The sequence below is a fragment of the Paenisporosarcina quisquiliarum genome (genome assembly GCF_043641925.1).
Lineage (GTDB): Bacteria > Bacillota > Bacilli > Bacillales_A > Planococcaceae > Paenisporosarcina > Paenisporosarcina quisquiliarum_A.
Genome location: NZ_JBHZRU010000026.1, coordinates 1 through 13,620 on the forward strand (window position 1 = coordinate 1; position 13,620 = coordinate 13,620).

The 13,620-nt window shown below is 38.7% G+C and carries 10 protein-coding genes and 2 riboswitches; all 10 genes read right to left on the reverse strand.

The annotated features are described in order from the left end of the window. Positions 1–467: 467 nt before the first annotated feature. Positions 468–1,808 (reverse strand): NCS2 family permease, encoded by a 1,341-nt coding sequence (locus ACHUE4_RS15830; RefSeq protein WP_394191796.1) that lies wholly within the window; start codon positions 1,806–1,808, stop codon positions 468–470. Between the two features lie 172 nt (positions 1,809–1,980). After that, positions 1,981–2,082, reverse strand: a riboswitch (purine riboswitch). Between the two features lie 194 nt (positions 2,083–2,276). After that, a complete protein-coding gene (gene guaA, locus ACHUE4_RS15835) occupies positions 2,277–3,830 on the reverse strand; it encodes a glutamine-hydrolyzing GMP synthase (RefSeq protein ID WP_394191798.1) in 1,554 nt (517 codons plus the stop codon). Between the two features lie 127 nt (positions 3,831–3,957). Then, positions 3,958–4,059, reverse strand: a riboswitch (purine riboswitch). 34 nt (positions 4,060–4,093) lie between these two features. After that, positions 4,094–6,286, reverse strand: coding sequence for a DUF4129 domain-containing transglutaminase family protein (locus tag ACHUE4_RS15840; protein ID WP_394191800.1), 2,193 nt, complete (start codon positions 6,284–6,286; stop codon positions 4,094–4,096). Next, the gene (locus ACHUE4_RS15845; RefSeq protein ID WP_394191802.1) at positions 6,283–7,497 is read right to left on the reverse strand and encodes a DUF58 domain-containing protein; all 1,215 of its coding nucleotides are present in this window, start codon (positions 7,495–7,497) and stop codon (positions 6,283–6,285) included. Before ACHUE4_RS15845 ends, ACHUE4_RS15840 begins: the two co-directional genes overlap by 4 nt. Then, positions 7,494–8,444: an AAA family ATPase gene (locus tag ACHUE4_RS15850; RefSeq protein WP_394191804.1), complete on the reverse strand. Its 951-nt coding sequence runs from the start codon at positions 8,442–8,444 to the stop codon at positions 7,494–7,496. Before ACHUE4_RS15850 ends, ACHUE4_RS15845 begins: the two co-directional genes overlap by 4 nt. A gap of 331 nt (positions 8,445–8,775) precedes the next feature. After that, on the reverse strand, positions 8,776–9,603 hold the full coding sequence (gene nadE / locus ACHUE4_RS15855) for an ammonia-dependent NAD(+) synthetase (RefSeq protein WP_394191806.1): 828 nt from the start codon (positions 9,601–9,603) through the stop codon (positions 8,776–8,778). 12 nt (positions 9,604–9,615) lie between these two features. Continuing rightward, complete coding sequence (locus tag ACHUE4_RS15860) at positions 9,616–11,085, reverse strand: nicotinate phosphoribosyltransferase (RefSeq protein ID WP_394191876.1); 1,470 nt, start codon at positions 11,083–11,085, stop codon at positions 9,616–9,618. Positions 11,086–11,236: 151 nt separating this feature from the next. After that, entirely contained in the window at positions 11,237–11,443 is a 207-nt protein-coding gene (locus ACHUE4_RS15865) for a small, acid-soluble spore protein, alpha/beta type (RefSeq protein ID WP_394191808.1), read from the reverse strand. Positions 11,444–11,849: 406 nt separating this feature from the next. Then, positions 11,850–12,023 (reverse strand): hypothetical protein, encoded by a 174-nt coding sequence (locus tag ACHUE4_RS15870; RefSeq protein ID WP_394191810.1) that lies wholly within the window; start codon positions 12,021–12,023, stop codon positions 11,850–11,852. Between the two features lie 149 nt (positions 12,024–12,172). Then, positions 12,173–13,573, reverse strand: a complete 1,401-nt coding sequence (locus ACHUE4_RS15875; protein ID WP_394191878.1) for a hypothetical protein — start codon at positions 13,571–13,573, stop codon at positions 12,173–12,175. Positions 13,574–13,620: the final 47 nt, after the last annotated feature.

Here is a 13,620-nt window from a genome sequence, read left to right on the forward strand (position 1 = left end):
CTATATTTCGTTGACGTTTTGCTGTTCAGTTTTCAAGGTTCATTTGTTGGTCACTCTCGCGACAGCAACTTTTATATCATACCAAATCGTTTTGTTTGTGTCAACAAAAACTTTTAAGTATTTAATATTCATTTCGTCGCTTTCAAATCAGCAACTTTATTAATATATCAGCCTCGCTAGAGGAAGTCAACATATTATTGAAATGTTTTTATACTCATAATATTAACAGAAATTTCGATAAATTCAAGTAACAATTTCATGACAATAATGAAAATGCTGGTAACCATTTTCACAGACTTCTATATAGAACTGTCGGTTCATTTTCATCGAGATTCTATTTCATATACAGATACTAGTATCTCTCTAAAATGAAATCTCCTGTCCTTCTCTATCTATCTCACGGGTGATAAGTTTTTATTAACAAAAAAAGAACTCCACTAAATGAAAAGTGAAGTTCTTCCTTACTATTAATGTCCTTCTACGAATACGAAGTACAAGATGAAAATTACAAACATCCCATACATGATTGGATGTACTTGTTTTCTATTCCCGCTTAAGATCATTGTAATCGGATAGAAAATGAAGCCCATCGCAATACCTGTCGCAATACTATACGTTAATGGCATTGCAATTATCGTTAAAAATGCTGGAACGGCAATTTCAAACCGATTCCATTCGATTTTATTCAAAGATGAAACCATCAACACACCTACAATAATTAAAGCTGGTGCTGTAACAGCTGACGTCATCACGGATAATACCGGTGAGAAGAACAATGCGAGCAAGAATAATATACCTGTAACGATTGCGGCGAATCCTGTTCTTGCACCTGCAGCTACTCCTGCACTTGACTCAATATATGAAGTAGTTGTTGAAGTACCAAAGATTGCTCCAGTTACAGTTGCTAAAGAATCTGCCAATAAAGCTTTGCCTGCACGTGGCAACTTATTTTCTTTCATAAGCCCTGCTTGGTTTGCTACAGCAACTAATGTACCAGCAGTATCAAAGAAGTCTACAAACAAGAAAGTAAGGACGACGATTAAGAATGGAAGTGTAAATAAAGAACCTGGATCATTAAAAATCGGGTCAAACGCTGCACCAAAAGTTGGTGTAACATCTGGAACTTTTCCTACAATTGCAGAAGGAACTTCTACTAACTTGAAAATCATGCCGACAATAGCGGTGATAAGTAGACCATAGAAGATCCCACCATTAATTCCTCGAACCATAAATATGACAGATAACACAATACCAAAGATGGCTAGCAGCGTATTACCCGCTGATAAATCGCCAAGACCGACTAATGTTGCATCATTATTAACGATAATTCCTGCGTTGCGTAATCCGATAAACGTAATGAACAAACCGATACCGGCTCCTACCGCATATTTTAATTCAGCTGGAATTGCATTAATGATGGTTTCACGAATACCTGTTAATGAAAGAATGATAAAAATAAGTCCAGAGAATAATACGCCTGTTAAAGCTGTTTGCCACGGTATACCGTAAGTTAGAACTACTGTATAAGCAAAGAATGCATTTAAACCCATACCAGGAGCGAGTGCTATCGGATACCTGGCTATGAGTCCCATAAAGAGCGAACCGACTGCAGCAGCTAATGCTGTTGCAACAAAAACTGCACCTGCGTCCATGCGCATTGCGTCTGGTAAATCAGGTACCGAGTCTAACGAAAGTGTTAATGGGTTAACGATTAATATGTAGGCCATTGACAAGAATGTTGTTAAGCCACCGATAATCTCACGACGAAAATTAGTTCCTAGCTCATCGAATTGGAAATACTTTTTCATTTTGTTCCTCCACTTTTTGTCGCGTATAAATCGGTTTTCTTCTATATAAAGAGTTTAAGCAATAAATCAAGCTTTATTCTTTATACAAATAAAAAAAGGCATGCAACAAAAAAGTCGCATGCCTCCGATTTACTTGATGGTTTAATCATCAAGATAGTAGAAAAATGAATTGCTTCATCTATCTAAAAATCGTAGTCGAGTCATTTACGGTAACTCGGTAGAAACTTTCGGGCCATATTCCCGACTTTATACGACGACAGTATTTAATTTCAATAGTAATATAACATCTTATTTTAAGTATTTCAATCCTTTTTCCGAACAATTATTAAAAATTAATGATTAAAGTTCGGAAAACACATTAATTCCCAATATAAATTGCGTCTGCAGCTTCGTTTTCGACGCAAACATCAACCTTGCTGGAGCAAGTGATTTCTCCGGTGCGGCGGGTCCTCGAAATCTAGTTGATGTTTACTCCCACTCTATAGTCGCAGGTGGCTTACTCGTAATGTCGTACAGTACGCGGTTAATGTTTGGCACTTCATTCACAATACGAACACTGATTTTTTCTAATACATCCCATGGGATACGTGCCCAGTCGGATGTCATGCCGTCAATTGATGTGACGGCGCGGATACCGATTGCGTAATCGTACGTACGAGCATCGCCCATTACGCCAACGCTGCGAATATCCGGTAGCACCGTGAAGTATTGCCAGATGTCGCGCTCTAAACCAGCTTTTGTTACTTCATCACGTAAAATCGCATCCGATTCACGAACGATTTGAAGTTTTTCTTCCGTGATTGCGCCAAGTACACGAATTCCTAAACCTGGTCCAGGGAATGGTTGACGCCAAACGATTTCATCTGGCATTCCTAACTCAGTTCCAAGTGCACGGACTTCATCTTTGAACAATGTGTTTAATGGTTCAATGAGTTTGAACTGCATGTCTTCAGGTAAACCGCCAACATTGTGATGAGATTTAATTGTTTGTGCTGTTGCTGTTCCACTTTCGATGATGTCTGTATATAGCGTACCTTGCGCAAGGAAATCCATTCCTTCTAATTTAGCTGCTTCATCATCAAATACATAAATGAATTCATTACCAATAATTTTACGTTTTGTTTCTGGGTCAGATACACCTGCTAGCTTATTCATAAAGCGTTCTTGCGCATCAATTTTAATCACGTTCATGTTAAAGCCGTCAGCAAAAGTCTTCATTACACTTTCCGCTTCACCTTTACGCAATAATCCATGATCGACGAACATACATGTTAACTGATCACCGATTGCTCTGTGAATTAAGACTGCAACAACAGATGAATCGACTCCACCACTTAAGGCACATAATACTTTTTTATCGCCAACTTCTTGACGGATTTTTTCGATTTCTAATTCAATGAAGCTTTCCATTGACCAGTCGCCTTTTGCTTCACAAACACCAAATACGAATTGGCGTAGCAAATCAATCCCATAAATCGAGTGACGAACTTCCGGGTGGAATTGCACCGCATACATACGTCGAGCTTCATTTGCAATTGCAGCCACAGAACAAGATGGGCTAGTTGCAATAATATCGAAACCTTCTGGTGCGATTGTTACATGATCTCCGTGACTCATCCATACGACTTGCTCGTTCGGTAATCCTTTGAATAAAAGATTCTCTTTTAACACGGTAATTTCAGCTTTTCCATATTCACGGTGTGACGCTTTTTCTACTTTCCCACCGAAATGTTGAGACATTAACTGCATTCCGTAACAAATACCTAAGATCGGAATATTTAAATCTAAGATTGCAGGGTCAACGTGAAACGCATTTTCGTCATATACGGAATTGGGTCCACCAGAGAAGATAATGCCAGTAGCATTCATTTCCTTCAGGTCCTTAGCCGTTACTGTATGAGGATGTAGTTCGCTATAAACACCAAACTCACGAATACGACGTGTGATTAATTGATTGTATTGACTTCCAAAATCGAGTACGACTATTTTTTCTTGTTCTTTTAATAACGGAGTTGCTGACAATGCGTCCACCTCTTCACTATGATATCCGAGCCCTAATATAGAAAAAGCGCGTACGAAAGTAAACCTTTCTACGCGCTCTTTTGCTCTCTACTTGAAAAAGGCGAATGCAAATAAACGTCTTAAATAGACATATTGCATCCGCCTTCATAGTCAAGTCATTTTCGGCAACTTGGTAGAGACATCCGAACCATATCTTCGGACATATATGAGGGCAAACCGGTCTGTATAATTTTTTTCAATTTTACAGGTAGTTTGGTGTAAAATCAACCGCTAGTGCGATTGATTAAATATTCCCAACTTTCTCTTAGTTTTGCCCATTCATGCTTATCAATATTCCCACCATAAAATCCATTTTCATAAGCTTTTGTTAGATCTCTCATATCATTCGACCCAAAGAAAGAATCCACATATTTAGCGTACGTTTTCAACGTTTGGCCATCTCTTCGTTCAATGCCATATAAAGCTAGTTGTTTTAACAAATGATGGTAACTTTGTTCGAACGAATTCCAGTTTTCTTTGCGTAATCGGTAATACGGAACCAATAATTTTGGCATCCATCTTTTACGAATACGGTAAAGTAACGCGATAACAGCAAGTCCAACGGCAGTCCAAATTAGTATTTTGACTTTATTGTCTGAAATCCATGACACTGCATCTTTCAATATTTCTGAAAATCGCTCTGAAATTGATTCTTTCTTTTCTTTAGGAGCAGCGTTTGGTTTGTCAGCTTGCTCAGGTGTTACTGGTTCTGGTGCTTCTGTTGAGTCAAACTCAACGTCAAAATCAATATTACCCGCTCCACTAAAACCAATGGTAGGCTCAAAAGGCATCCATCCTACTCCTGGTAAATAAGCTTCCACCCATGAATGGGCATTATTGTTTGTGACTTCAAAGATTCGGCTACCATCTTGACGGCCAATCTCTTCTCCTTCAGCAAAACCTTTTACCCATCTTGCTGGGATATCTAATGAACGGAGTAACACAACCATTGAAGATGAGAAATTATCACAGTATCCCCGCTTCGTTTCAAAAAGGAATTCATCTACATAATCCTTACCTGCAGCAGGAACTGAAACGTTTCGCTGGTCATAAATAAAACTATTTTGCGCAAAATACCGTTCAATTTCTTTGACCTTGTCATATAATCTTGTTTCATCTGCGGTAATAGAGGCCGCTAATTCACCTACTCGTTCAGGCAAATTCTCAGGTAATTGTAAATACCGATCGAATTCCGCAGGAACATTTGCCAAGGACTCAGTTGTTACTTCACGTAGAGCAGTAAGACTATACGTAGGTTCACTAAAAGTCACACGATAGTTCGTTAACTCGACTTCCTCATTTTGTTGGAACGTATTGATTTTTTGTGTATTCACATCTTGTGTAAATGTGGTATCTCCATCAGCCGTCACCACATCCGTTCCATAAGGTTGCATGATGAACGGATAAGGTGTGGAGAACACTAAAGATGCTTCAAGGTTTTCTTCTTCCCGATTAGGTGGGTAGTCTGTTTCAATCGGATCTCCAACTGTGTAATTTCTTCGTTGATCAGACCCTATAGACTGTTCCCAACCTCTTGATGTATACGTATCTTTCGTTTCGATTTTCCAATATTGAGGTGTGCGCACAACCGCTTCAAAAACAACTGTGTTGTCTCCGGCAAATGCACCACCTAATCTAGAATCATCTTCATCGTATCCTATTTTCCCAATGACGCCATCTCCGCCAGGTCCTCCACCAGCACCTTCAGCAAAAGATTGAATGAATGGCACAGGGTCTTCCCATACTGGACCCGCTTTTGGTAATAAATAACCGAGAGCCCCACTTAAAGAGATTAATAGAATGAGAGGAACGATGAGTGCGCCATAAGTCGATCGTGGAAGACCCACTTCATTTTTCTTAAATAGTTGAGCAATTTTAAGTAATCCGGACAGTAATAGCCCGATGATCATAACTCTTACAATGGCTTTATCACCTGCGTACGGACTAAAGGTATCCAGAGCGGCAATAAAAACAACCGTCATAAAGAAGAATAAGAATATATTTAACCGAATACTAATCCAGTGATGGATCAGATAGGTCGTCATCCAGATTAACGCAAAGAACAATACCGTCCTAAAGGAATCCGTAACTGAATTCCAATCTTGCGTAACCAAAGCTTGAACATTTGTCGTGAAATCCATGATTAAAAATTGGATGGCTGGCGCACTAAACAACATGGTTTCTGCGTAAATATAAATGAGTACCCACGCTATGTACAAAATCTTCAAAGGTGCGCTAATCCAACCTTTTACGTGAAACAATGACAAAAGAAAACACATGCCAATAAACACTAAAAAAACGTTTAAATAGTTGGTTTCCGTAAGTTCCATGACCGGTAATAACCACTCACGGAATAGGAAAAACACCAACACATAGAAAAGAAGAGATAGCCATTTATTTTCTAATGTTGCTTTCATGATCTACCCACCTCCGTAAACGCATTGGCAAAGTGATCTTGTGACAACACGTGAACAACCATTCCTCTAGACCGTGCTAATTGATGCATGGTTATATCTTGTTTTGAAAGCTTTACACCTTTTTTCACTACCACAAAACATGTGCATACACGTAAATTCTTCGCTGCCTTCGGTATGGCATCAATCCAATTAGCAGTTAATTTACCTGTAATGAACAAAACGGAAGTCGCAGTCGACATCGCCGGGTCGGTAGGCAAAACCTGTTCAATTGGCTGTTTTAGATCAGGAGTAACTTTTGCTAAATGAAACATCGATTTTTGCAAATGTTCTTCGCCTTGAATAGCTGGATAATAAAAACGATTGGCACCTAAAGATAAGAATGCGGCACTCGCTTGATGTCGAACAACTGCCTGTAAAACAGAGGCCGTGAGTTCAATCTGTTCTTCAAACATTTCGGATGGTTGACGGTCAATGAGGATAAACAAATCTTGGGACTGACGATCCTCGAATTCTTTCGTTCGAAGTGTTTGAGTACGGGCAAATGACTTCCAATGTATCCAAGAGACGCGGTCACCTGGCTGGTAATCTCTTATCCCTGTTGCCATTGTCGTATCTTTGACAATCGTAAATGGAGAAGCTGCCGTACCCTGATCGTATCTTGTTTCAATTGGCATATAAATCATGTCCGTAACATTTGGATAAACAATAATACTTTGTCTAATAGGCGTGAAATGTGTTTTCTTTACCCACCCAAAAAAGTCACTCACTTCAATTTCAATACCTTCTAAAGCGTGTTCGCCACGAGGCATATGTTCAATTTCATACGTCCACTCGATGACTTTCTGAAATCCTACTAGTTTAATTGTTTTCAATTCGTTCCCTGCATGCTTAGCCAAAACTTCACTTTGAGTTTTCTCTTTTATTAATAAATAAAGCATTGGGAATTGAGAAGGTCTTGTTAACTTAACCGTGACAATCAATTTCCCGCCGTTTCTAACTTGAGCCGTTTGAATATATCGCTCCGCTTCTATTTTAGAAATGGGACTAAAGAAAAATGCAATTGAATACGCTGCAAATGGCAACAAGGTGTAAAAAATAAACCAACTAACAAATCCACCTTGAAACATAGCAAAAACGAAAGCAAATAGAACAATACAAAGGACAAATAGTAATCGTCCTCCGATTGCCCACGTTATTTTTTTAAGCTTCATTGTTTCACAAGCCTTTTAATCGGTACATTTGTTTTCGCTAAAATTCGTTCTGTGATTTCCTCAGGAGTGATGCCGTCATATCTAGCTTCAGAACGCAAAATCATACGATGACTGAATACAAACGGAGCTAAATATTGCACATCGTCAGGAGTCACATAATCTCTACCTTGTAACATGGCATAGGCTTGAGATGCTTTCATTAACGCAAGAGATCCACGAGGACTCACACCTAAATAGACATAAGAATCTTTTCGCGTACGGTTTGCTAAGTCAACAATATAGTTTTTGATCGTGTCATCCACTGTAATTTCTTTCACTTCTTGTTGTAAACGAATCAAGTCTTCTAATGAAAGAACAGATGTTAAATCCTCAATTGGCGCTTGTCTTTCTGCACGTTTTAATACTTCAATTTCCTCTGCGTGAGAAGGATAGCCCATTCTTAATTTCAATAAAAATCGGTCTAATTGTGCTTCAGGTAATGGATATGTCCCTTCATATTCAATCGGATTTTGAGTAGCCATTACAAAGAAAGGCTTTGGAATCATCATCGTTTCACCATCAATTGTGACAGACGCCTCTTCCATTCCCTCTAAAAGAGCGGATTGTGTTTTCGGAGATGTACGGTTAATTTCATCGGCTAAGACGATATTCCCCATAATTGGTCCGGGACGGAACTCAAATTGCATATCTTTCGGGTTATAAATCGATACACCAATAACATCGGAAGGTAATAAATCAGGTGTGAATTGAATTCGTTTGAATTGCGCACCCACAGATTTAGCTAGTGCTCGCACCATCATTGTTTTCCCGACGCCAGGAACGTCTTCTAAAAGAACGTGACCCTGTGCTACTAATGCCACAACACTTAACTCAGCAATATTTCTTTTACCGATCATTACTTTTTCGATATTATCTACTATTAGCTGTAATTTCTGTTGATTGTTCATCTCTATTTTTCCCCCAGTTGTCTTGCTGAACTATTGCATTTATTAGAAAATTGTCACAATGTACATTAATCATACCTAAATTTTTCCTACAAGACAACTTCTTAAGACCTAGAAAAGGGGCTATCTCAAAAGTCATTTAATGACTGAGAGATAGTCCCTTTTTTAATGCTATGAATTCCGTTACAGACGGACGCGTTCCGTGGGCATGGCATCAGTGTCCTCGTCGCTTCGCTTCTGCGGGGCCTTCAGCTCATGCTATTCCCACAGGAGTCGCCGTCTTGCACTATTTTTTATTACCTAATATAAACTCGAATTGTACTTTAAACGTTTCTTATTTCCAAAAATCATCAAATACCGTGATCGGTAAGTGTCGTTTATGTTTCGTTCGATTGAAGTAACCTTCTATTTTTTCACGAGGTTCAGATGGAATTTCTTTTCCTTCTAAATAATCATCAATATGATCATAGGTTACACCTAATGCAATTTCATCGGGCACTGCAGGACGATCCTCTTCTAAGTCAGCAGTTGGTATTTTCATATATAAGTGTTCAGGACAATCCAATACCTTTAGGAGTTCTTTGCCTTGTCTTTTATTCAGACGGAAAAGAGGAACTAAGTCTGCTGCGCCATCTCCAAATTTTGTGTAAAAACCTGTAATGGCTTCAGCTGCGTGATCTGTACCCAGAACTACACCGTTATGCATAGCAGCAATCGAGTATTGAACCTTCATCCGTTCACGGGCTTTTTCATTCCCTTTAGCAAAGTCAGTTAAGGTAATTCCTGATAAGTCTAACGCTTTTTTACTTGCGTCAACAGCATCTTTAATATTAACTGTATAGATTTTTGTAGGTTGAATAAAATTCAATGCGTCTTGGCAATCATCTTCATCAAACTGCACACCGTATGGTAAACGAACAGCAATAAATGAATATGTGTCACTGCCCGATTCTTCATTCAGTTCATCAACAGCCATCTGAGCCAGTTTTCCTCCTAAGGTAGAATCTTGTCCACCTGAGATGCCAAGGACCATTGACTTTAAAAAAGTATGTTTTTTCATATAAGATTTTAAAAAATCAATTGTGCGACGAATTTCTTCTTTCGGATCGATGACAGGTTTTACTTTCAACTCTTCTATAATTTCTTGCTGTAAAGTTGGCATTGGTTTTCCTCCTTAAGCGAAATTCATGTTATCGACGATTTCTTTGACCTCTTGAATATTTCGCATTTTATTGTCCCAACATTTTTGACTTAAATCGACTGGGTACTCTTCCGGGTTAAGTGAACGTTTATATTCATCCCATAGCAACTCTAAGTTAGCTATCGCATAATCGCGCATTTCATTTAAAGTTGGATTTTCATATACGACTTGTCCTTTTTCAACGACAAGTGTATGAAGGTCTATCGCTTCAAAATTGGTCACGAATTTAGAGACAAATGTATGAACCGGGTGGAACATTTTCAAACGCTTTTCAGAAGCCGGATCTTCGTCATACATCGTGATGTAATCACCTTCTGCTTTCCCATTCTCACGGTCAATAATACGGTACAATTTCTTACGTCCAGGTGTGGTCACTTTTTCAGTTGTGGAAGAAATCTTAATCGTGTCTTCCATTATTCCTTCGTCACTTTCAATTGAAACGATTTTATAGACAGCTCCTAGGGCAGGTTGGTCATAGGCAGTAATCAGTTTTGTACCAATTCCCCACATATCCACTTTTGCACCCTGAGCTTTTAAGTTCAATATTGTATATTCATCTAAATCATTTGATACGACAATTTTAGCGTCTGTATACCCTGCTTCGTCTAACATTCGTCGAGCTTCTTTTGAAAGGAAAGCAATATCCCCACTATCCAATCGAATGCCCACAAAATTGATTTTGTCTCCAAGTTCTTTCGCCACTTGAATTGCCGTAGGAACACCTATTTTCAATGTGTTATATGTATCCACTAAAAACACACAGTCTTTGTGACGTTTCGCATAAGAATGGAATGCTTCATACTCGCTCTTATATGCTTGAACAAGTGAATGCGCATGGGTTCCCGCTACAGGAATACCAAATTTTTTCCCAGCACGAACATTACTTGTCGCTTCTAAACCGCCAATAATTGTTGCACGTGAACCCCAAATCGCTGCATCCATCTCTTGCGCACGACGTGTTCCGAATTCCATAACGGTATCCGTTTTGACAACTTGTTTAATGCGACTTGCTTTTGTCGCGATTAATGTTTGGTAATTCACGATGTTCAAAAGCGCGGTTTCAATTAACTGAGCCTCAATAAGGGGAGCTTCTACTCGAATGATGGGTTCATTAGCAAAAACCAATTCGCCTTCCACCATTGAATAGACATCTCCAGTAAATCGAATATCTTTTAAAAAATCGATAAAATCATCTTTATATCCCAATTCATTTTTTAAATAGGCTAAGTCACTCTCTGAGAATCGGAAATCTCTCAAGTAATCCAATACACGCTCAAGTCCCGCAAATACAGCGTATCCATTTCCAAAAGGCAAATTACGGAAAAATAATTCAAAAACAGCTTTTCGATTATGTATGCCATCCGCCCAATAAGCCTCGGCCATGTTAATTTGATATAAATCTGTATGCAACGCTAAACTGTCATCTGCATATGGAGACTTCATATTCATCCCTACTTCCACCTTCATAATTGACATAAGTATACACTATTTACCCTTTTTCATGCCTTTTATAAACGCTTCGGATAAGGTTCGACATTTCTCACATATTAAAAAGAACCGATAGCTTGTTGCCATCGGCTCATTGTATGTCGAATTATTGTCCACGTAATTGGTTTTGTGCTTGTTGTACTAATCGTTTAGTGATTTCTCCACCAACAGATCCATTAGCACGAGATGTTGCATCTGGTCCTACTTGAACACCAAATTCTTGTGCGATTTCGTATTTCAGTTGATCCAAAGATTGTTTAGCACCTGGAACCACAAGTTTGTTACGACTACCGTTCGAATTGTTGTTTGCCATATGACTCACCTCCTTGTGACTATTATGTTGTGCTATTTTCATTTTTTCATGCACGTTCATTCAAAAATATTTTAGACTACCTTGAAATTAAACTTTTTTAATTGTTAATCATAAATTTCTTCCGATATCAACCAGCAACTTTTTTATTGGCGTTAACGGTCCGGTCGATAATTTGTCGCAACTCGATCTTAATTTGGCGATTCGCCTTCATAATATGTCGTTATATCCAATTAATATGGCGGTATCCATCAATAATTTGGCGTTATGCAAAAAAATAGGATATTTCACTAAATTTCGCGCACGATACAATTTACCTTTTCTTGCTCCTTATCTATATCCAATCTCCATAAAAAAAACCATGAACATTTAGTCCATGGTCTTAAAAAAAGACTCACCTATTGGCAAGTCAGAGTTGTTGATATGGTACTTGATATTTTCCGCCTTCTACATCGGAATGATACATCGCTCTTAAAGCTGCATCTTTGTCGATATCAAGCTCGTCCATTAAATCGCGTAAACGCTTTTTAAGTTCTTCATTTTCTTTCACAAGTATTTTCATTTTTGATTTTACAAATTTCATATTGAGTAAACTCCTTTCCGGAACAAACTGTTGTCTTAAGTATACCATTGATTAGTGAAATCCATGAAATACAATAAAAAAAGGCGAGAAAAATCGTTCATTTTTCTCCACCTATTTTTATGAACAAAACCCTTTAGTACCTCAAATAATTAAATCAAAAACATGGCAACAATCGTTGTTACTATTAAACCAATTGTCACCGGCAAAAGGTTTCTTCTAGCAAGTTCAAATGGGTCAACACCACAAATTGCCGCTGCAGGAATTAGCGCCCAAGGAACTAAAGTTCCTCCACCGACCCAGATTGCAGCAATTTGACCAAGTGCAGTTAAGGTTGCAGCTCCTGCTCCAATTGCCGTCGCAAAGATATTGGCTACAGATCCTACTAACGAGATACCAGAAAATCCTGAACCATCTAAACCAGTGATTGCACCTGTAACGGCTAAAGTGACTGCCCCAACCTCTTTACTTAACGGGACGACCGATGCCAGTGCTACGCCGAGATCATTGACAATCCCATGCGAACCTTTTGGTAATAAATCACCCACTATTGTTAAAAATCCTGAATCGCCTAAATAGAAGAAGGCTGCAATTGGGATAACTGCTCCAAATACTTTAAACCCAAACTGAAATCCCTCTATTAAAAAGGAGGTTGCTTTTTCAAGTCCTTTATTCCCATGACTAACCATTGTGATGAGTAACAAAATGAATACTGCTGTACCTCCGATTAACGCTGTTGCATCGCCACCCTGTAACTTAAGAATAGACATTGCCCACACATCAATTGCAAATAATGTAGGGATAAATAAAGCAAAAAAACGTTTTTGTCCTTTCGATAATAGAGTTTCTTCTTTATCTGTAGGTTCAGTATTTGTTGTAACAGCTAAACCTGTTTCCATTGTTAATGCGCCTGACTTCAAATCCCTTTTCAAGAAATAAAAAGCGAGAACAGTCGTAACAATCCCCATAACAAACACGAGTGGAATACTCGCTTGAATTACATCACCCACAGGCAATCCAGCAGCATCAGCTGTTAACTTAGGAGCACCTTGAATGATGAAATCGCCCGACAAGGCAATCCCATGACCAAATAAATTCATTGCCATCGCAACACCAAGTGCTGGTAATCCTACCCGAATAGCTACTGGCAATAAGACAGCACCCATTAATGCTACAGCTGGTGATGGCCAGAAAAACCAAGAAATGACCATCATTAAAATCCCAATCGTCCAGTAAGCTAGAGCTGGCGTTCGAATCAATTTTGAGAATGGGGATATCATGACATCGTTAATACCTGTGGTAGTTAAGGTTCGACTCATAGCCACAATGATCGAGATGACCAAAATCGTTGGGAGTAATTCGGTTATTGCGTATATAAAGCTTGTGAAAATGCTACTTATTGAATCGCTTAATGAGCCTGTTGCAAATAAGGCAATTAAAAATATTCCCGAAATACTAATGAGCGTTGTATCTCGCCTCATCACCATAAATCCAATTATCAAGAATATGAACACGACATACGTCCAATGCAGGGCCGTTAATTCAATGCCCACTTTCATCTTCTCCCTTCTGTACTCCTTTTATGAATGGGTTAATCACC

What these genes read in the sequence shown, in the direction of transcription:
- nadE (WP_394191806.1), bottom strand. Translation starts at nt 9,603, where the DNA reads ATGCCAACTTTACAGCAAGAAATTATAGAAGAGTTGAAAGTAAAACCT.
- ACHUE4_RS15870 (WP_394191810.1), bottom strand. Translation starts at nt 12,023, where the DNA reads ATGAAATTTGTAAAATCAAAAATGAAAATACTTGTGAAAGAAAATGAA.
- ACHUE4_RS15845 (WP_394191802.1), bottom strand. Translation starts at nt 7,497, where the DNA reads ATGAAGCTTAAAAAAATAACGTGGGCAATCGGAGGACGATTACTATTT.
- ACHUE4_RS15850 (WP_394191804.1), bottom strand. Translation starts at nt 8,444, where the DNA reads ATGAACAATCAACAGAAATTACAGCTAATAGTAGATAATATCGAAAAA.
- ACHUE4_RS15865 (WP_394191808.1), bottom strand. Translation starts at nt 11,443, where the DNA reads ATGGCAAACAACAATTCGAACGGTAGTCGTAACAAACTTGTGGTTCCA.
- ACHUE4_RS15860 (WP_394191876.1), bottom strand. Translation starts at nt 11,085, where the DNA reads ATGAAGTCTCCATATGCAGATGACAGTTTAGCGTTGCATACAGATTTA.
- ACHUE4_RS15830 (WP_394191796.1), bottom strand. Translation starts at nt 1,808, where the DNA reads ATGAAAAAGTATTTCCAATTCGATGAGCTAGGAACTAATTTTCGTCGT.
- ACHUE4_RS15840 (WP_394191800.1), bottom strand. Translation starts at nt 6,286, where the DNA reads ATGAAAGCAACATTAGAAAATAAATGGCTATCTCTTCTTTTCTATGTG.